General features: G+C 50.9%; 18 protein-coding genes and 1 riboswitch. Of the genes, 13 read left to right on the top strand and 5 right to left on the bottom strand.

What is annotated here, in order from left to right; translation table 11 throughout:
- Positions 1-234: 234 nt before the first annotated feature.
- Positions 235-2,271 (top strand): transketolase, encoded by a 2,037-nt coding sequence (gene tkt, locus LDO05_RS04720; protein WP_251377758.1) that lies wholly within the window; start codon positions 235-237, stop codon positions 2,269-2,271.
- Positions 2,272-2,308: 37 nt separating this feature from the next.
- A complete protein-coding gene (gene ppnP, locus LDO05_RS04725; protein WP_251377759.1) occupies positions 2,309-2,620 on the top strand; it encodes a pyrimidine/purine nucleoside phosphorylase in 312 nt (103 codons plus the stop codon).
- 747 nt (positions 2,621-3,367) lie between these two features.
- On the opposite strand, the gene LDO05_RS04730 is transcribed toward ppnP, so the two are convergent.
- Positions 3,368-4,264 (bottom strand): NAD(P)-dependent oxidoreductase, encoded by an 897-nt coding sequence (locus LDO05_RS04730; RefSeq protein WP_251377760.1) that lies wholly within the window; start codon positions 4,262-4,264, stop codon positions 3,368-3,370.
- 175 nt (positions 4,265-4,439) lie between these two features.
- On the opposite strand from LDO05_RS04730, the gene LDO05_RS04735 reads away from it, so the two are divergent.
- The 3 genes from LDO05_RS04735 to LDO05_RS04745 all read left to right on the top strand — a co-directional run bounded on the left by LDO05_RS04735 (position 4,440) and on the right by LDO05_RS04745 (position 7,133).
- Positions 4,440-5,795, top strand: coding sequence for a glucose-6-phosphate isomerase (locus LDO05_RS04735; protein ID WP_251377761.1), 1,356 nt, complete (start codon positions 4,440-4,442; stop codon positions 5,793-5,795).
- 117 nt (positions 5,796-5,912) lie between these two features.
- Positions 5,913-6,545: a YigZ family protein gene (locus LDO05_RS04740; protein WP_251377762.1), complete on the top strand. Its 633-nt coding sequence runs from the start codon at positions 5,913-5,915 to the stop codon at positions 6,543-6,545.
- A gap of 6 nt (positions 6,546-6,551) precedes the next feature.
- On the top strand, positions 6,552-7,133 hold the full coding sequence (locus tag LDO05_RS04745; RefSeq protein ID WP_251377763.1) for a TetR/AcrR family transcriptional regulator: 582 nt from the start codon (positions 6,552-6,554) through the stop codon (positions 7,131-7,133).
- 152 nt (positions 7,134-7,285) lie between these two features.
- Here LDO05_RS04745 and LDO05_RS04750 read toward each other — a convergent pair whose 3' ends face one another.
- Positions 7,286-7,687 carry a secondary thiamine-phosphate synthase enzyme YjbQ gene (locus LDO05_RS04750; RefSeq protein ID WP_251377764.1) on the bottom strand — a complete coding sequence of 134 codons (402 nt, stop codon included), beginning with the start codon at positions 7,685-7,687 and terminating at the stop codon, positions 7,286-7,288.
- A 784-nt stretch (positions 7,688-8,471) separates the two neighbouring features.
- On the opposite strand from LDO05_RS04750, the gene LDO05_RS04755 reads away from it, so the two are divergent.
- A complete protein-coding gene (locus tag LDO05_RS04755; protein ID WP_251377765.1) occupies positions 8,472-9,536 on the top strand; it encodes a sulfate/molybdate ABC transporter ATP-binding protein in 1,065 nt (354 codons plus the stop codon).
- Positions 9,537-9,769: 233 nt separating this feature from the next.
- Positions 9,770-10,507, top strand: coding sequence for an MBL fold metallo-hydrolase (locus LDO05_RS04760; protein ID WP_251378610.1), 738 nt, complete (start codon positions 9,770-9,772; stop codon positions 10,505-10,507).
- An 85-nt stretch (positions 10,508-10,592) separates the two neighbouring features.
- On the opposite strand, the gene LDO05_RS04765 is transcribed toward LDO05_RS04760, so the two are convergent.
- Genes LDO05_RS04765 through lplA form a run of 3 tightly spaced genes read right to left on the bottom strand, consistent with a single transcriptional unit; the run spans position 10,593 to position 13,405 of the window.
- On the bottom strand, positions 10,593-11,399 hold the full coding sequence (locus LDO05_RS04765; protein WP_251377766.1) for a Cof-type HAD-IIB family hydrolase: 807 nt from the start codon (positions 11,397-11,399) through the stop codon (positions 10,593-10,595).
- Positions 11,400-11,429: 30 nt separating this feature from the next.
- On the bottom strand, positions 11,430-12,389 hold the full coding sequence (locus LDO05_RS04770) for a DMT family transporter (protein ID WP_251377767.1): 960 nt from the start codon (positions 12,387-12,389) through the stop codon (positions 11,430-11,432).
- 14 nt (positions 12,390-12,403) lie between these two features.
- Positions 12,404-13,405: a lipoate--protein ligase gene (gene lplA, locus LDO05_RS04775; protein WP_251378611.1), complete on the bottom strand. Its 1,002-nt coding sequence runs from the start codon at positions 13,403-13,405 to the stop codon at positions 12,404-12,406.
- 380 nt (positions 13,406-13,785) lie between these two features.
- Here lplA and cobD point away from each other — a divergent pair, with 380 nt between their 5' ends.
- The 6 genes from cobD (at position 13,786) to LDO05_RS04805 (ending at position 19,981) form a co-directional block, all read left to right on the top strand.
- Entirely contained in the window at positions 13,786-14,910 is a 1,125-nt protein-coding gene (gene cobD / locus LDO05_RS04780) for a threonine-phosphate decarboxylase CobD (protein ID WP_251378612.1), read from the top strand.
- Between the two features lie 107 nt (positions 14,911-15,017).
- Positions 15,018-15,647: an adenosylcobinamide amidohydrolase gene (locus LDO05_RS04785; RefSeq protein ID WP_346657618.1), complete on the top strand. Its 630-nt coding sequence runs from the start codon at positions 15,018-15,020 to the stop codon at positions 15,645-15,647.
- Positions 15,644-16,612: an adenosylcobinamide-phosphate synthase CbiB gene (gene cbiB, locus LDO05_RS04790; protein WP_251377769.1), complete on the top strand. Its 969-nt coding sequence runs from the start codon at positions 15,644-15,646 to the stop codon at positions 16,610-16,612. The genes LDO05_RS04785 and cbiB overlap by 4 nt, the downstream gene beginning before the upstream one ends.
- Entirely contained in the window at positions 16,603-17,220 is a 618-nt protein-coding gene (locus LDO05_RS04795) for a histidine phosphatase family protein (RefSeq protein WP_251377770.1), read from the top strand. The genes cbiB and LDO05_RS04795 overlap by 10 nt, the downstream gene beginning before the upstream one ends.
- A gap of 121 nt (positions 17,221-17,341) precedes the next feature.
- A riboswitch (cobalamin riboswitch) is annotated at positions 17,342-17,545 on the top strand.
- Positions 17,546-17,945: 400 nt separating this feature from the next.
- Positions 17,946-18,926, top strand: coding sequence for an ABC transporter substrate-binding protein (locus LDO05_RS04800; protein WP_251377771.1), 981 nt, complete (start codon positions 17,946-17,948; stop codon positions 18,924-18,926).
- Positions 18,923-19,981 (top strand): FecCD family ABC transporter permease, encoded by a 1,059-nt coding sequence (locus tag LDO05_RS04805; protein ID WP_251377772.1) that lies wholly within the window; start codon positions 18,923-18,925, stop codon positions 19,979-19,981. Before LDO05_RS04800 ends, LDO05_RS04805 begins: the two co-directional genes overlap by 4 nt.
- The last annotated feature ends 1 nt before the right edge of the window (position 19,982 follow it).

Here is a 19,982-nt window from a genome sequence, read left to right on the forward strand (position 1 = left end):
GTTAGGGAAGCTGTAATCTAGTAGCATTTTGCCCATTCTGTCAGAAAGCAGATGCCGTGCGCGAAAAACAGCGAAAGAACGCATTTTATGGGACTTCTGGACAGACGGTATGGAAATTGACCGCGTATTTGTGGTACAATGCATAAATAAGTCAAAATGACTTTTTCAATTTGGACGTTATGTTTGATCCCTTAATCAAACTTATCTAAAGACCTTTGAGGAGGAAACAAATTAATGGCTGATCAAATCAAGGAAATCGCTGACAACAATGTAATCGATAATTTGTCGATTGCCACCATCCGTACCCTTTCTATCGACGCAATCGAGAAAGCAAATTCCGGTCACCCGGGCATGCCGATGGGATCTGCTCCTATGGGCTATCAATTGTTCGCCAAAACCATGAACCACAATCCGGATCATCCGACCTGGATCAACCGTGACCGTTTCGTACTGTCCGCCGGACATGGTTCCATGCTTCTATACAGCTTGCTGCACCTTAGCGGTTATGATCTGTCTCTTGATGATCTGAAGCAGTTCCGTCAATGGGGAAGCAAGACTCCTGGTCACCCTGAATTTGGACATACTGCCGGTGTAGATGCGACCACTGGACCACTGGGCCAAGGTATTGCAATGGCAGTGGGTATGGCTCTTGCTGAAGAGCACCTGGCGGCAACATATAACAGAAACGACTATAAGGTCGTTGATCACTATACTTACGGCATTTGCGGCGACGGAGACCTGATGGAAGGTGTGTCGGCGGAAGCGGCATCCCTTGCAGGCCACTTGAAGCTGGGCAAATTGATTTTCCTGTATGACTCTAATGATATCTCTCTTGACGGCGAGCTTAACCTGAGCTTCTCCGAGAACGTTAGACAACGTTTCGATGCTTATGGCTGGCAGACTTTGCTGGTGAAAGACGGTAACGATCTGAGCGCAATTGAAGCGGCAATTGAGGAAGCTAAGAAGGACACAGCTCGTCCAACTCTTATCGAAGTGAAGACTGTAATCGGATACGGCAGCCCGAACAAGCAAGGTAAAGGCGGCCACGGCGGTACTCACGGTTCACCACTTGGAGCGGATGAAGCCAAGCTGACCAAAGAATTCTACAAATGGGTATACGAAGAAGATTTCTATGTACCTGATGAAGTACGCCAGCACTTTGCTGACGTGAAGAAGCGCGGTATTGAAACGAACAAAGCTTGGGATGAACAATTCGCGAAATACAAAGCTGAATTCCCTGAACTTGCTGCACAATTTGAACAAGCTATTGCCGGCGAGCTTCCAGCGAACTGGGATGCTGAGCTTCCTAAGTACACATCCGCGGACAAAGCGCTTTCTACTCGCGTAGCTTCCGGTAATGCACTTAATGGTCTGGTAAAAGGAGTTCCACAGCTTCTCGGCGGATCTGCTGACCTTGAGAGCTCCACAATGACTCACCTGAAAGGTCTTCCTGTATTGACTCCAAACAGCTACGAAGGACGCAATGTGTACTTCGGTGTTCGTGAGTTCGGTATGGCTGCCGCGATGAACGGGGTTGCCCTGCATGGTGGACTCAAAATATTTGGCGGTACATTCTTCGTCTTCACAGACTACCTGCGTCCGGCGATTCGTCTGGCTGCGATCATGGGTCTTCCTGTTACTTATGTACTTACCCACGACAGTATCGCGGTTGGTGAAGATGGTCCTACACATGAACCAATCGAGCAGCTTGCATCGATCCGTATTATTCCTGGTCTGACTGTGATCCGTCCGGCTGATGCCAACGAGACTTCAGCTGCTTGGGCATATGCGACTGAGAACACGAGCAACCCGGTTGCTCTGGTACTGACTCGTCAGAACCTGCCTGTGCTTGAGAACACAGCGGAGCTGTCCCGTGAAGGAATCAAACGCGGTGGTTATGTGGTATCCGATGCCAAAGACGGCAAGCCGGTTGCCCAGTTGATCGCTACAGGTTCTGAAGTTCAGCTCGCGGTTAAAGCTCAAGCGGCTCTGGCTGAAGAAGGTATTCAGGTTCGCGTCATCAGCTTGCCAAGCTGGGATCTGTTCGACAAGCAGGATCAAGCCTATAAGGATTCGGTTATTCTTCCAGAAGTTAAAGCCCGTGTTGCCATTGAAATGGCTCATCCATTCGGCTGGGAGCGTTATGTTGGTGAGAATGGTTCCGTTATCGGCATCAACACGTTCGGCGCATCCGCACCTGGTGACAAAGTGATTGCTGAGTACGGCTTCACTGTTGAAAATGTAGTTAAACACGTTAAAGCTCAACTGTAATCAACGATAAACGACCAAAAAAGGGGAACGGAAGCCGATGCCGCAATTTAAAAATGTAACCGTAGATAAAGCAGCCAATATTTATTTTGATGGAAAAGTGACCAGCCGTGCCGTGTACTTGCAGGATGGAAGCAAAGTAACACTGGGTATCATGCTGCCTGGTTCTTATGAATTCGGAACAGACACGGAAGAGGTTATGCTGATTCAATCCGGAGATCTGAAGGTTCTTCTTCCAGATGAGACGGAGTGGAGAGAAATCAACGGTCAGGGCGAGTTCACCGTTCCCGCAGGTCGGAAATTCAAGCTGGAAGTGAACACGGTGACGGATTACTTGTGTTCATATAAGTGAGTGATTACCCTCCCAAACCCTCCCTGGAGCTTATGCTTCCGTTGCGAGTTTCCTTCGGAAACTTTCAGGAGGGCCCCAAGGGCTGAGCGTATGCTTCCGAAGCAGTTTTCCTTTGGAAAACTTTTACCTCTGGACACCCGAAATGGGTCTGGAGAGAGGCGGTGGCGGGACTTAGCTCAGTAGGAGCTTATGATCGCTTGCCGTCCCTGCGGGACCCGCTTTCTGTGGGATGGAGTTTTGGAACTGTAAAGATTGGCATAACAAGCGGCTTCAAAGCGTACGGAGTTTAATTCGTGCTTTGGAGCCGCTTGTCGTCCTTTCAGGACACGCTTTACGTCTGAGTGGCAAGTGGTGAAGCTGCTTTGGGTTATGTGTTCTAGCGTGCAAGGAGACGCTGTCCCTGCGGGATGCGCTTAGGGTTGGGCAGAGACTGAGTGAGTGGTAGGGTTGGCTTTTGGGGTGGATGTTATCGTTCTGGGAGGCGCTGTCCCTGCGGGATACGCTTGGGGTTGAGCAGAGAACTGAGTGAGTGGCAGGGTTGGCTTTTGGGATGGATGTTATCGTGCTGGGAGGCGCTGTCCCTGCGGGATGCGCTCGGGGTGGAGCAGAGAACTGAGTGAGCCGCAGGGCTGGCTCTTCTTAGTTGAGTGCTCTGACGTACTGGGAGACGCTGTTCCTGCGGGATGCGCTCTTTGGATGCAAAAAGAAGGGCTGCCAGTATGAGGCATGCCCTTCTTTTGATGTGTTCTATAGCTTTTTACCAGCGATCGTCTGGCCGATCCAGCTCTCGTAGATCTTAACGACAGCGGAGAGGTCCTCCTCGCCGTAGCCCTGGGTCTGGCCGGCTTGGAACAAGCTCTTGGCCAGGTTCAGCATGGGAGACGGGATGGATGCGCCATCGGTCAGGGAAGAAGCGAGCTTCAGGTCCTTGAGCATGAGCTGCAGGGAGAATTGATTGCTGAAATCATGATCAATAATCTTCTGACCTTTAAGCTCGGCGGCTTTACTTCCGGCAGAGCCGAGCTGAACCAGCTCAAGGAAGGCGTCAGCCGGAAGGCCGGACTTGGAAGCGATGGCGAAGCCCTCGGCAAGTGCGAGGTTGTTGATGCCAACCATTGTATTGTGGGCAAGCTTGGCAACGGAACCTGTGCCATTGTCGCCCATATGTAGAACCTTTTTGCCCAGGGTATCGAAGATGTCAGAGGTTGATTCCAGGGTATCCGCAGGACCGCCGACCATGAATACAAGCGTGCCGCTGACAGCAGCCGGTGAACTTCCGGTTACAGGTGCATCCAGGAAAGAACCGCCGAGGGCGGTGATTTGGGAAGCAAGCTTTCTGGAAAGCGCGGGAGATATAGTACTGCAGTCGATTACAATGCTTCCCGGGTGAAGCCCCTGCAGAACGCCATTGTCACCCTCGTAGACGTCCGCGATCGAGCTGTCATCGCTGACCATGGTAATGATCACATCATGGCCTTCAGCTGCCTCGCGGGGCGTAGAGACGGCGGTGGCCCCTTCCTGAACCAAAGCTTCTGCTTTGGAGGCGGTGCGGTTATATACGGTTACAGGGTATCCTTTCTTGAGCAGATTGGAGACCATAGGAGCCCCCATCGTGCCCAGACCGATAAATCCGATTCTTTTCATACAAAATCCACCTTCTGTTGTCGAATTGTACCACCGCTAGTATTTTACCACGCAACGGGAGAAACGTGCACGATGTGCCCTTGTCTTCACTTGGAATATACAGTATTCTAGTTTTAAGTTGTTTCTTGGATAGGCAGATTAACCCATACAAATATAAACGGAGGTAGTTTGCATCATGTCAAAAAAAGTAACTTTTGATTACAGTAAAGCCCTTACGTTCGTTGGTCAACATGAGATTGACAATCTTGCAGAGCCGGTTCGTGTGGCTCATGAACAATTACATAAAGGAACAGGTGCCGGCTCCGATTACCTCGGCTGGATTAACCTGCCGACTGAATACGACAAGGAAGAATTCGCGCGTATCCGCCAGGCTGCAAGCAAGATCCAGTCTGATTCCGAAGTGCTGATTGTAATTGGAATCGGCGGTTCATATCTGGGAGCCCGTGCCGCGATTGAAGCATTGTCCCATTCGTTCTACAACACTTTGCCGAAGGACAAGCGTAAGACTCCGCAGATCTTTTTTGCCGGAAATAACATCAGCTCCACTTACGTAACGCACCTGCTTGATCTGATCGAAGGCAAGGACTTCTCGGTCAACGTCATCTCCAAGTCCGGTACGACTACTGAGCCGGCTATCGCGTTCCGTATTTTCCGTGCAGAGCTTGAGAAGAAATACGGCAAAGAAGAAGCACGTAAGCGGATCTATGCAACTACTGACCGTGCCAAAGGTGCCTTGAAGAAGCTTGCTGACGAAGAAGGCTACGAGACATTTGTCATTCCTGATGATGTTGGCGGACGTTATTCCGTACTTACTGCTGTGGGCCTTCTGCCTATCGCGGCGGCTGGCATTGATGTTGAGCAGATCATGCAAGGTGCAGCTGATGCCTCCAAAGAATTCAGCAACCCGAACCTCGCCGAGAATGCAAGCTACCAATATGCGGCTGTACGTAACGCTTTGTACCGCAAAGGCAAAGTTACCGAAATTCTCGTGAACTACGAACCATCCCTGCACTTTGTGTCCGAGTGGTGGAAGCAATTGTTCGGTGAAAGTGAAGGTAAGGATTATAAGGGGATCTTCCCGGCGTCCGTGGACTTCTCCACTGATCTTCACTCTATGGGACAATTCATTCAAGAAGGTAACCGGAATATCTTCGAGACGGTAATTCAGGTGTCCGATGTGGATCATCATATTACGATCGAATCTGATCCGGATGATCTGGACGGTCTGAACTTCCTCACTGGCAAAACTGTGGACTTCGTGAACAAGAAGGCTTTCCAAGGAACCTTGCTTGCACATACGGATGGCCAGGTGCCTAACCTGATTGTTAACGTGCCTGATTTCTCGCCATATTCCTTCGGATATCTGGTGTATTTCTTCGAGAAAGCGTGCGGGATCAGCGGTTATCTGCTTGGAGTGAATCCATTTGACCAGCCAGGTGTGGAAGCCTACAAGAAGAACATGTTCGCCCTTCTCGGCAAGCCTGGATATGAGAAAGAGAAAGCTGAGCTTGAAGCAAGACTTTCCGAATAATATTCTGCGTTGTTCCTGTAATTAGGGATATAAGATATATGTGCACAAAGAGCAGTTCGCCACAAACCGGCCGGACTGCTCTTGGCACATCATCATAAGTCTGAAAGGTAGTACGTTATGTTAGAGAGATATAGAACAGTCAGGGAACCCGGCAGCAAGGAAATCGTGATCAAGAAGTCCAGATTTATTGGCCATATTATTCCTGTTCATACGGAATCAGAAGCGATTGCATTTATTGAGCAGAATAAGAAAGAGCACTGGAATGCCACTCATAACTGCTCTGCTTATATGATTGGTGAACGTGACGAAATCCAGAAGCAATCAGATGATGGGGAACCGAGCGGTACAGCGGGCAAGCCTATTCTTGAAGTTATCCGTAATCAGGGGCTCAAGAACGTAGCTATTGTGGTAACCCGTTATTTCGGCGGCATTATGCTGGGAGCCGGGGGCCTGATTCGGGCTTATACGGATGGAGCCGTGGCAGCCATAGAAGCCGGAGGGGCTATCACGCTTGTTCTGCATAGGCAAATTTATGTCGAAGTAGATTATACCTGGCTTGGCAAAATCGAGAATGAACTAAGAACACGCGGTGTGCGTACAGGACCGTCTTCTTTTGCGGACCGAGTTACTTTATTATGTCTGCCTGAGGATCCGGAGGCTGAAGTCTTCAAGGCCTGGATGATCGATTTAACACAAGGACAATCCGTGATTACGGAAGGCGAGAGGGTTTACTTTATCGAAGGGGAATAATGCGAAATGGCAAGAAGAGCAGTGGAACAGGAGTTGTCTAGAGACAGAATCATGGATGCCGCCAGGCATTTGTTCATTACCAAAGGGTACCGTGCGATTTCGATGAGAAGTATCGGGCAGCATCTTGGATACAGCCACGGATCGCTTTATTATCATTTTAAAGAGAAGGCCGAGTTGTTCTATGCCATCGTTGTACAGGACTTCAATCATGTAGAGTTATTGTTCCGCCAAGTGATCAGCAGCCCGCCGGTAGATGGATTGACCAAGGTTGAACAGCTCATGCTGGAGTTCATTAAGTTCGGGATGGATCATCCGCATCAATATGAGATTATGTTCATGCTACGCGATGAAGAGATTCTCTCCTACTGCCGGGCAGAGCAATCCAAGTGCTTTGATCTATTCGCAGCCATCGTGAAGAAATATATGAAGGAAGAAGGCCATCCATTGGCTCAGCATACGTCGGTTCCACTTAGCTTGTTCTTGGGATTGCATGGATTCATCTCATTCTATATACAGGATCATCTTACTTTCGAAGAGATTCAACCTGCTGCCATTGCCCATGTCAAAATGCTGAGTCATAACCTTTAGTTTGACGCGTCGCAAGGCGTATATTTTTTACTGCACTGCTTTAATTAGGTGCAACGATGTAGCTGTGAATCACTATAACGTTAATATACTGATGTAAAGTGAATAAACCAAAATAATAGCCCGGCCCGGGTTAACCGGAGCAGGGCTGGTGGTCATCCTTCATATATTTTAACATGATATTGTCTTGATCTTGGTCCATCAAATTCACAGAAATATATGCCCTGCCATCTACCGAGGAGAAGCCGACCTTCATGGATAATGATCGTCTGGGAAGGACCAGCTGTAATCGATTTGAGATGAGAGGCGGTATTGCCTTCTGCATGACGGTATTTGGGGTGTTCACACGGATAGACCTCGTTAAGCCGCATAAGCACATCGTGTCTTACATCCGGGTCCGCGTTCTCGTTAATAGCGATTCCGGCGGTGGTATGCGGACAATAGATCACGGCCAATCCTTCCTTAACGCCGCTGCGATTGACTGCACTCGCCACTTCTCTTGTAATGTCGCGTAATTCGTCCCGTTTGCTTGTAGTAAGCTCAAGTGTAATTAGCATGGGTACCTCCCTTTCTAAGCACATGATAGTAAAAAGAAGCCGGATAGGCTTCTGCAAGAGTGTTATTATCTTTGTTCGTTCAGTCTCCGGTTCATCATGAAGCCGCTACCTTGATGAAGGACAAATTTGGAGTTTAGCTGCTCAGCGACTCCGGTGAAGGTAACCGAGCACCCAACACAGAGACGATTGTGACGGATCGGGGCTTCACAGCATTCACAAGGATAAGTTAAATTCTTGCAGTTCCTTGGCAGCCGGCCTTCTTTAATGAATCGAATAATAACAGACTTTTTAATTTTAGTAGATTGGCTTAATTCGTCAGTAGTTACATTAGGAGATCTCCACAGCAAATCCAGACACTGAACAAGCTCGGAGTCCAGCTTCGCGCTACAATTGGTACATAAGTCCCTGATATTTCTCCGATATACGGACCCACAATTAGGACAATTGCCTGTTAACAGTTCCATTTTTATCATTCCTTGCAGGTGGTATAGGTAGAAAGTTCTAGTTATATCTTACTGTATGGCCTGGTATGTATCAATAGATTTGGAGAAAAATATATGTGCAAGAGGCCAAGGTAACTTTCCCTTTCTATTATTAACAAAAAACTATCCAATCTAAACATTCTAAACAATTGACGATTGAAGCAGGTATTTGGTAAAGTAAGTGATAAGTTTATACCCAGTAAATTGATGAGAATTTGTAATAATCAATTCGTGATTGTTATACAAGAGAGTGATATAAATTAGAGCCTACCGTTTGATGTGAGGAAGGGGCGTGTGCCAACATGCACGTAGAAGTTAAAAATTTGGATAAGCATTTCGGTTCTTTTCATGCAGTTAAAGATGTCAGCTTTGGGATCCAGAAGGGTCAGTTAATTGGTCTGCTTGGTCCGAGTGGTGGCGGGAAGACCTCGATTCTGCGGATGCTGGCAGGTCTGGAGAGTCCCGATTCAGGTGAAATCCTATTTCACGGACAGCGGGTTAACCATTTGACGCCTCAAGAACGCGGTATTGGATTCGTATTTCAGAGCTATGCTTTATTTAAGCATATGACTGTATATGATAATATAGCCTTCGGTTTGAAGGTGAAGAAGGCATCGAAGGATAACATCCGGAACCGGGTTATGGAGCTGGTCGAGTTGACCGGGCTCAAGGGATTCGAGCAGCGTTATCCTCATCAGCTGTCTGGTGGACAGCGTCAACGGGTGGCTTTTGCCCGCGCGCTTGCTCCTGAGCCTCAGCTGCTGCTGCTGGATGAACCATTTGCGGCTATAGATGCGAAGATTCGCCAGGAACTGCGTTCGTGGCTGCGTGAGCTTATTGAGCGTGTAGGGATTACCTCCATCTTTGTTACTCACGACCAGGATGAGGCTATTGAAGTCGCAGATGAAATTATGATTATCAGTCACGGCCAACTTGAGCAGAAAGGGACGCCTTGGGATATTTATAAAGACCCTTCGACGCCTTTTGTAGCCCAGTTCATTGGTGAGTCCACACTGGTAGACAATGCGGCCCAGCTGAAGGGTTTTGATGAAGCGAGCAGGGGCAGCGATACCAAGGCATTGATTCGTCCGGAGTATATTGAAGTAGGGACCAAGCAGGAGTTCCAGGTGCTGTCAGCAACGGACAGCGGGATCGTGAAGCACCTGCATTTCCGCGGCAGCCAGTGGCTGGTTGAAGTTGAGGTAGGTGGTTATACCTTAACAACTTACCGCTCTCTGGAGAAGGAGAACCTTCAGGTAGGGCAGCAGGTTCAAGTTCTGGTTCACCGGGCTTATCTCTATAATGAAAAAGGAAGCTGGATGGCTGAGAACCGATTCAAGGTGGACCCGCTAACTGTAATTATTTAATTGTATATCTGCTTGAGTGCGTAGCCGAAGATCTGATCTTCGGTTATTTGCTGTTACTAACCATCCGCAGAAGACAGGGCTTTCTTGTTGAGTTCTACCAGGTGGACTATAATAGGGCTTGGTAATATAGAGCGTAGCAATTCAGTGGTACATAACTATACGGCTTAAAGGCAAGTCGGGGAGGAGTGAAGGCTGTGGGAGATCAGCTTAGATTCTGGGGAACCGGGGATGCGATGGGAGTGCCCCGTGTATACTGCGAATGCGGAGTCTGTGAAGAGGCCAGGACATCAGGCGTGAACAGGCGTTATCGTTCCAGCGTTCTGGTGGATGCGGGTGAGGAGTCTTTCCTGATTGACTGCGGCCCTGACTGGCGTGCACAAATGGAACAGCGCAAGCTGCGATTTGTCAGACATATTGTAATCACTCACGCACATTTTGATCATATCGGCGGACTGCCGGAATGGACGGATGCTTGCAGGTGGCTGGAATGTCGGGGCCAGCTGTATGCTCCCCGCGAGGTGATCGGGCTTATCTTGAGGCAGTACCCATGGCTCGGGGGACATGTTGATTTCCATGAGATTGACGAAGGCATTACACTTGCGGGTTGGAAGATACAGGGCTGGAGGGTCTTTCACGGCAAGAACGGTTATTCCTATGCTTATAGATTGGAGAAGAACGGATTCAGCTGGTGCTACTGCTCGGATGCCATTGCGCTTCCTCCAGAAGACAGAGTTCTGATGCGGGGACTTAATTTGCTGGTGCTGGGAACAAGCTTCTATAAGGAGGAGGCTCCGTTCCATACCCGTTCAGTCTATGACATGACAGAGGCAGTGGAGCTTCTGGCAGATGTGCAACCGGAGCAAGTGGTCTTTACACATATGTCTCATGACGTTGACTTGAGGCGGGATTATCCGCTTCCCGGTCATGTCCGTCTTGCGTATACAGAAATGGCTGTCCTATTGGGGAAATAGGACAGCCATTTTTTGTGAACACTGGTCTGGCTTAAGTAATGAAAATTATAAAACACATGGAACCGGTTGGCTATCTTACCTAGCCTTATTGCTGTGCAAGAACGAACTTCTCAATCACTTCTTTAACTCCATCATCGTTATTGCTGGCTGTTACATAATCGGCAAGCTCCTTGAGCGGGGCAATGGCATTGCCCATAGCTACACCAAGACCTGCGGCTTCAAGCATTTCATGATCGTTCCAGGAGTCACCGATCGCAATGGTCTCAGACAGGTCACAGCCGAAATGATCCGCAAGGAAGGTGAGGGCCTCTCCCTTGGTACCTTCTTTGTGCATGAACTCGAGGAAGTAAGGCTTGGATTTCGTAATGTGCACACCGTCTCCGAGCAGTTCGCGGAAGATCGGAATCAGCTCATCGAGATAATCCGGCTCATCAATAATGAGCATTTTCGGTGTAGGCTGGGAGATCAGCTTCTCGAAATCCGGCTCGATATAATACTGGGTATTATTTAATTTGCCATAATCGATCAGCTTCTGATTCTCTTCACGGGAATACAGCTTATCGTCAATATAAGTCTGCAGATGCAAGTTGTGTTCAATACAGTATTGGAACAGCTTGCGGGCCGCATCAACAGGCATGTAGCGTTCATACAACACCTTCTCGTCAAGAAGGTTCTTCACCAGAGCGCCCTGATACGTGATGATGGGAACGTTGAGTCCAGTCTGACGGGCGATTTTGTGAGCCGAGGCATAAGCCCGGCCGGTTGCCAGAGTAACCACCACGCCAGCAGCTACAGCGGCTTCCAAAGCCTGCTGGGTTCCTGGGGTCACTTCCTTGTCATCATTAATAAGGGTATCGTCAATATCGATGGCGATGAGTTTATATTTTGGCATTAGGTTTCTCTCCTTGTATCGCGCCGAGGATCAGGCGCTGATGTCTTTGTTCATCTGGCTGCCAGCAGCAGTATGTGGCACAGCTTCAACAGAAGAAGCCGCAGGCTGAAGCTCTGACGCAATCATGCCTGTCAGGATACAGGCACAGCCAATCAGGGCGGGCCATCCCAGAACCTCACCTGCGAATACGACTCCGGTCAGAGCCGCGAACACTGGCTCCATGGCGAAGATAACGGCAACCCGGGTAGGGGTGGTGTACTGCTGGCTGACGGTCTGAATCCAGAAAGCAAAAGCACTGGTCGGACCGATAGACACAAGCAGGGCAATCAGTACTTCGGACTGCATTAGAGTATTTGACAGATGATTCCATGAACCCAGGTTCTCGGTCAGCAGGGAAGACGCCAGACTTAACAGGCCGGTCACCGCAAGCTGCACAGCAGCGAGAGGCAGAGCCGGATACCTGGGAGCATAAATTCCGGTGAAGCCAATATGGAGCGCAAAAGCAAACGCGCATAGCAGTACCAGGCCATCTCCCCGGTTAGGAATGAAGCTGCCTCCAGGAAAGGCTAATAAGTATAGACCACAAGCGGCAAGCAGCGCACAAGCGAGACTCACTCGGGATAACCTGTGCCTCAGCAGTACAGCCGCCAGAAAAGGAACCATAACAACCGATAGGCCGGTGATGAATCCAGCATTGGAAGTTGTGGTATACAGCAGGCCCATGGTCTGAAAGGCGTATCCCCCAAACAGAAATACGCCCAGAAGTGAGCCATGCAGCAGCATTTTGCCCGAGAAGAGTCTCCACTCTTGCGAGTAGAATACGGAAATAATTACGGCCAGAAGCAGTGCGGCTCCAATAAAGCGGACCGCGTTAAATGCCAGCGGAGGAAGTGCTTGCACTGCGGACTGAACCATCAGGAACGTACAGCCCCACATCATAGCAACAATCAGCAGACTAAGCTCTGCAAGCCTGGAACGGGTAAGCCGCATTTTAACCGGTGTGCCTACTCTTCAAGGAAGACGAGCCCGATGAAGTCGCTGAGTTCAATATTGCCGAAATAGTGCTTTACGTCCGTATCCGCCAGAGCACCTGCAACCTCACTCTCTTCATAACGGAGTCCCCGAAGCTTATCTTCAATGTCAGCGACATCGCCCACACCGAAGAAATCTCCATAAATCTTGATCTCGGCAATCCGTCCATCCTTAATGTCCATCCGAAGATCGATTATACCCACCGGGAATTTCTTGGCATGCTTCACATTGCTCTCAGGGGACAGGCCGTAGTTCCATTCCCAGTTCTGATACCGTTCCTTGGAGATCTCATGAATCTTGCTCCAGTCTTCTTCCGTCAGCACATACTGGGGGATCTTGTCCACTTCCATGCCGAAAATATGCCGAAGCAGCTCTGACCGGAATTCTTCAATCGTGATCTTCTTATCCAGAAAGTCGGAAATATTGGCTACCCGGCTGCGCACGGATTTGGTGCTCTTGGACTTGAACTTCTCCGGGTTGGCATGGAGGGAAGCCTGCACATGGTCGAGATTCAGGTCGAACATGAGGGTTCCATGACTGAACATACGTCCCCGTGTGGAGAATTGGGCATTGCCGGATACCTTCTGTTCTCCAACCTGAAGATCGTTGCGGCCGGTAAGCTCCGCATTCACCCCAAGCTGCTGAAGGGCTTCAACTACAGGCTGGGTGAATTTGCGGAAGTTATGAAAAGATTGACCATCATCCTTCGTAATGAAGCTGAAGTTGAGGTTCCCCAGGTCGTGATATACGGCACCGCCGCCGGATAACCGCCGGACGACCTTAACGCCGTTATCCTTGATATACTCCGCATTGATCTCTTCTATGGTGTTCTGATGCTTGCCAATAATGACAGACGGAGCATTGATATAAAAGAGTAAGTAGGTCTCGTCCGCCGGAAGATGCTTGAGCGCATACTCCTCAATGGCGAGATTAATGGCGGCATCTGTAATGCCTTGATTATCGATAAACAGCATCGCTCTCTTGTCCTCCGTATCTGATCTATGCTTTGTCACTTACTTTCTCATTGTAACGCAATTATTCGGGGAAACCAAAGAATTTTGACGCTTTATTGACGTGAAAAGTATGCTGCCGTCATAATGGGTACAACTATAGCCTATTTATAACGCAGTTGGAAAAATGTCCTGCAGCGGAGACATCGTGGATAGGATGCCCGGGATAGTTGGAGCGAAGGTGCTCGCCTTACTTGTGCAGATTTTTGAGCCGAGCTCTGCTATACATTAAGCAATCTGGGGGGAGCAGCTGCTGACAGATCAGGCATGTCCCGCGGCAATAACCGCAATCAAATGTGAAAATAGTAATTGCTCTTATTATAGAAGAACAGGAAGGTAATCTTATGCTGGAAGTATACGGACACGGCGGGGATTTGGAGACGGCCGCAAGTACCTATGGAAGAGAGGCTGGAGATTTCACGGACTTCAGCAGCAATATTAATCCGCTGGGCCCGCCGCCCGGGCTTGTGGAGAGATTGACGGAAGGACTTGCCTCGATTACCAGGTACCCTGATCCGGGACACCGCCAGTTCAAGTGCTTGTTGGCTCGGAAGCTTGGTGTGGACGAATCATGGCTCTCGATTGGCAATGGAGCGGCGGAGACGATGGCGCTGATCCTCCTGGCATTGAAGCCGGAGACAGTGGGAGTTGTGGAACCCTGCTTCTCGGAATATTCAGCTCTGGCTCGGCAGTTTGGCTCTAAGATAACCTCGGTAAGAGGTACGGCGGATCATGACTTTCATGCTGATCCGAAGGACATGGAGCTGCTGATCAGGAAGTCCGATCTGGTGTTCCTTGGACAGCCGAACAATCCAAATGGAGTTCAATATGATTCGGAAATACTGAGAGAATACGCGCTTATTGCCGAAAGGGAAGGTACTTATCTTGTCATTGATGAAGCCTTCATTGATTTCATTGAGCCTGATTCAAGGCATTCACTGGTACAGGAGATCGGCTTATTTCCGAGGCTTATTCTGGTTAGATCCATGACAAAGTTCTATGCAATTCCAGGACTCCGGCTTGGTTATGGCATTGCTCATCCCGATATTATCCGTGCTATGACGGGCAAGCAGGTCACCTGGAGTGTGAACCAGCTCGCCCTGCTTGCAGGTCAGATATGTCTGGCAAGTCCGGCAGAGTATGAACAAGCTACAATTACCTTAATTACGGAAGAGCGCAGGCGCCTGCGTGAAGATCTGGAGCGCCTTGGATGCAGAACCTGGGCCGGCGAAGCGAACTTTCTCCTGGTAAGACTGCCTGAAGGCTGGACAGCCAGTCTGATGCAGAACGAACTTGGGAAGCGGGGAATTCTAGTCCGCAGCTGCGCCATGTATCCGGGGCTCGAAGACAGGGATATCCGGGTGGCGGTTAAGAGCAAGAAGGACAACGGCCTGCTGGTCCGTGAGATTCAGGCTGAAATTGGGACACAGATAACAGGCAGAGTTGGTGATAAGGGGGATGAAGAATGAGTACACCATTCATACATACAGGAAGCGAAGGCGATAATCCCCGGGGGGAGTACAGGTCAGAGGCTTATCCAGGGCTTCGGCTTGTCCGGGGTGAAAGACATATTTCCGTGAATCTGCCGGGCCCGGTTGATGCTCTGGGTAGTGCTGTCTATGGAGGCGGCATGGTTCGTCTGCAGAGGATGGTTAACATCTATGTCGACCGCTTCTATCGATGCGATGATCCCGAGCGGGACATCAGGGATCTGCTCCAGCGGTGGGAATATCCGCTGGAGATGACGGCTGGACTATTGACAGCCGTCCGGCTTGAGCATACCGCGGTGGCGGAGGAGCTGGACGACGAAGCCTCCGTGTTCATCTGCGCCACGGCGGGCGTATCCAACGGAGCCCGCGCGGGCACGGCACGCACGACGTTCCCGGCGGACTATGTCCCGGGAACGATCAATCTCATAATCGCGGTGGACGGCCGGATGACTTCGGCCGCGATGGTGAACGCGATCATCACTGCCACCGAGGCGAAGGCGGCTGCCCTCGCCGATCTAGGGGTGCCCGATGCCGAGAATGGCCTAACGGCCACCGGCACGACCACCGACGCCGTCATCATCGGCGTCAGCCAGAACCCCGCGTACGGGCAGCTGCACCCGTACGCCGGCACCGCGACCCACATCGGCGGCCGGATTGGCCGCCTCGTCTACAGCGCGGTGCGAGAGGCGCTCGCCGCCGCCGGAGTCCGGCGGTGAGCGCCTGGTGGGTCCTGCCGGCCGCCTATGTGGTCGACCGGCTGATTGGCGATCCGCGGGCCATTCCCCATCCCGTTGTAGGGATGGGCCGTGCGATCACGCGGATCGAGGCGGCAATCCGCCGCCGGGTGCCCGAGCGCCGCTTCAAGGCGGCGGGCTTGCTGCTGCCGCTGCTTGTGGCGGGCGGCGCCTTCGCCCTTAGCTGGGGACTGATCTGGCTGCTTGGCCGGATCAGTCCCTGGCTTGCTGCTGCCGCGGAAGTCTGGCTGATCGCGACCACAGTTGCCGCGAAAGGCCTGAAAGACGCGGGCATGGCGGTATATCACTGCCTGCGGCAGGGAGACCTCCCGGCAGCGCGCCGGTCGCTGGGCATGATCGTAGGCCGGGATACCGGACACCTGGAATCTTCCGAGATTGCCCGGGGAGCGGTAGAGACAGTGGCCGAGAATATTGTGGACGGTGTTGTCTCCCCGCTGTTCTATGCGATCATTGGCGGCGCGCCGCTGGCGATGGCTTACCGCGCGGTGAATACCCTTGATTCGATGGTCGGGTACAAGAACGAGAAATATCTGAAGCTTGGCTGGGCATCGGCCCGTCTAGATGATGCGGCCAACTACATCCCGGCAAGACTGACGGCTCTGCTGCTCATTGCCGTCTCGAAAGGGATGGGCCTTGATTCCGGACGCGCTTACCGGATAGTTCGCAGAGACGCTGCTTCACATCCCAGCCCGAATAGCGGTTATCCGGAGTCCGCCGTGGCAGGAGCGCTGGGCATCCGCCTTGGCGGTGAGAACGTGTATCACAGCGTTGCTTCCTTCCGGGCATATATGGGGGACAAGACCCGTGAGATGGTTCCAGAGGATATTCCCAAGACAGCCGCAATGCTCATGTGGGTATCCAACATTTGGGTAGTCCTTGGAACGGCAGTTCTTCTGTGGCGGGGAGGCAGTCTGCTGTGGAGCTGACAGTGGAGTGGATCATTGTTCGTCATGGACAGACAAAGTGGAATGCGGAGCGGCGCTACCTTGGACATACAGATCTTGCGCTGCTGCCTGGCGAAGAGGCGCTGCTCCGCCCGCTGGCCTCCGAGCTGCATGGGCTGGGATTCTGCGCTGTGTACAGCAGTGATTTGCGGCGCTGCCCGGAGACTTTACAGCGGGTTAGGCCGGATCTGATAGCTGGGGCGAGGTTCGATCAGAGACTTAGAGAAATGAACTTCGGCGAATGGGAAGGCAAGACCTATGACATGCTGAAGGACAATCCGTTCTATAGGGAATGGATTGATCATCCTGAGCAGGTTACCCCTCCTGGAGGCGAATCCTGGGAACATTTCAGCAGCAGGGTATCGGGGTTCTGCACGGAGGTTATGTCGGAAATGCTGAATCGCGCTGAACAAACTCATGATGCAAGAGATCCCGCCTTTTCCCTCTATCCGCCTCGCATTCTGGTCCTGACCCATGGCGGAGTGGTCCGCCTGTTAAGAACGCTTCTCTTGCCGGGAGCAAGCTTCCGGGAATATCAAGCCGGGACAGGCAGTATGCTAAGGATCCCAGTCCAGGTGGGAAGACACTAGATTTGACAATGGAACGCATTAAGCTCTCAGTTCCAAAATATGCATAAATTGTTGGAATTTCGGGTTGTATGGTGGTGCGATATCCCCTATAATCCGAAGAGTAGACTCACCTTTAATATGCGAATACATATATTCATAAGGTCCTTGCATGGCTGAGCCATGAGTTCAAGGTTAATAGGGAAGCCGGTGCAAATCCGGCACGGTCCCGCCACTGTATACCGGGGACGAGCCCAATCAACAGCCACTGTACTTGATAAGTATGGGAAGGCGGGCTATCGTCATTCAACCCGGAAGTCAGGAGACCTGCCTTATGATATCGTAACGGTCCTCCGAGGAAGGGACAACGTTCTGCCGGAATATTATTTGTGCGGCTGTATCTCTGATTCTGAAGAGCTGCAGGTTCACCGGACATGCTTTCGTAGACGTAGACCTGATCCGCCTGGATCAGGTCTTTTTTCTTGTTGATGACACGGAAATGATCGAACTCGCAGATTAGCCAGGTGATATTCATTTTGCAATGAACTCTGAATTACATCTAAGGCGGCCGCGTGAAGTGACTTAAGGAGAACTGCTCTGACCCAATTTGCCTAACTACGAACAATAAGTTGGAAGGTTGGCAGTTAGAGTTCTTTGCTTCTACAGAGTCATTCACACGCTTGTCTGATGGGTAACTCTCAAGTTCAGTCCAGTTAGAGAAACATAAATTAGAAGGGGAGAGAAACACAATGAAATTGAACAAAATTTGGGCCGTATGGCTGTTAGCGCTTATGCTGGCAGTAACCGCGGGATGTGGGAATGCAGAGAAGGAAGGAACACCAGCCTCCGAACCGGCGAAGCAGGAAGCGAAGGCTCCTGAACAAGCCGCTCCCAAGACAACCTATCCGCTCAAGCTGAAAGATGCTACAGGGGAAGAGATTACTTTTGACAAGGCTCCTGCCAAGGTCGTATCCCTGGCACCATCCGAGACAGAGGCTCTCTTTGCAATCGGTCTGGATAAGGAGATTGTCGGTGTTTCGGACTTTGATGATTATCCGGCAGCAGCTGCATCCAAGCCGAAGATGGGCGGTATGAAGCCGAATGTTGAGACGATCGTTGCGGCACAGCCGGATGTGGTCTTCGTGGCGGGACTTACCAGTGCGGATACCATCAAGAATTTGCGCGGACTGAACATTAAGGTCTTCCAGTTCAATCCGAAGACCATTGATGCCGTGATTCAGGATATTGAGACTTATGGTCAAATTACGGATCGCCAGGCGGAAGCCAAGAAAGTTACAGATCAAATGAAGAAGGAGCTTCAGCAGGTTACAGATGCGGTCAAATCGGTAACGAATGAACAGAAGAAGAAGGTCTACATTGAATTCTCTCCTGGCTACACCGTAGGTAAGGGCGAATTCATGGATGAAATGATCACAATCTCCGGAGGCGTGAACGTGGCTGGCGATTTGACCGGCTGGCAGCAGATTAATGAAGAGAACATCATTAAAGCCAATCCCGATGTCATCCTCTACGCCAAGAGCGTAGTTGATGAGAACAATAAGACGCTTGCAGACATTATCAAAGCCCGCAGCGGATGGGATCAGATCACAGCCATCAAAGATAACCGTCTTGCAGGACTTGATGATAACCTGCTTAGCCGTCCGGGTCCACGGGTTACTCAAGGTCTGATTGAAGTAGCTAAAGCGATCTACCCGGACCTTGTTAAATGAATAAGAAGTTAGCGGGTTATATGGGGGCCAGCCTGATTCTGCTGGTTCTCACCCTGCTGATCTGCGTTGGTACCGGCTCGGTCTCCCTGCCTATAGGCGAGATCACGCGTATTCTGCTTCACAGGATTCCCGTTCTGGGGGACTGGATCACACCGGACTGGAGTACGGCTTCGGAACAAATCGTGCTGAGTGTTCGTCTGCCGCGTGTGCTGCTCGGTCTGATTGTGGGTTCGTCCCTGGCACTTGCAGGTGCGGCCTTCCAGGGGGTTCTCCGCAATCCGCTTGCCGATCCGTTCACACTTGGCGTATCCTCGGGATCTTCCGTGGGTGCGGCTGTACTTATCTTCTTTGGCTGGCAGTTCTCAGTAATCGGTATATTTACACTGCCCATGGTAGCTTTCGTCACCGGGGTTATTACATTGTGGGTCGTTCTCACCCTTGCTAGAGAAAGCGGGAGAATTCCGACAGAGAGCCTGATCCTGTCCGGCGTGGTTATGCAGACTTTTCTTGGAGCGGTTGTGGCTTTCCTGACAGCCATGTCCAAGAAGACGGTGAATGAAATTTTATACTGGACAATGGGAAGCCTGAGTCTTCGTGGATGGTCGTATCTGGCCATCCTTTTGCCGTATTTGGTGATAGGTATGATTATGATCTGGAGCGGGGCCCGCAAGCTGAATCTGTTCGCGCTGGGTGAGAGGCAGGCTGCTCACTCGGGTCTTGATGTGGAGCGCACGAAGCTTGTCATGCTGATTGTAGCCACTCTGCTCACAGCAGCGGCGGTCTCGGTTGCCGGGGTTATCGGATTCGTTGGACTTGTCGTTCCCCATATGGTCCGTCTGATCACGGGACCTGATTACCGGCTGATCGTCCCTCTCTCTGCGATCTGCGGAGGCATCTTCCTGATGTGGAGCGATCTGATTGCACGAACCATTCTGGGTCAGGTCGAGATCCCGCTGGGGATCGTTACGGCATTTGTGGGTGCGCCGTTCTTCGGTTATCTCTTATACCGGAATAAGAAGCAGCGGGAGAGCAGACAGGAGCGTGGTCTGAGGTGAG

Source organism: Paenibacillus sp. YPG26, from assembly GCF_023704175.1.
Lineage (GTDB): Bacteria > Bacillota > Bacilli > Paenibacillales > Paenibacillaceae > Fontibacillus.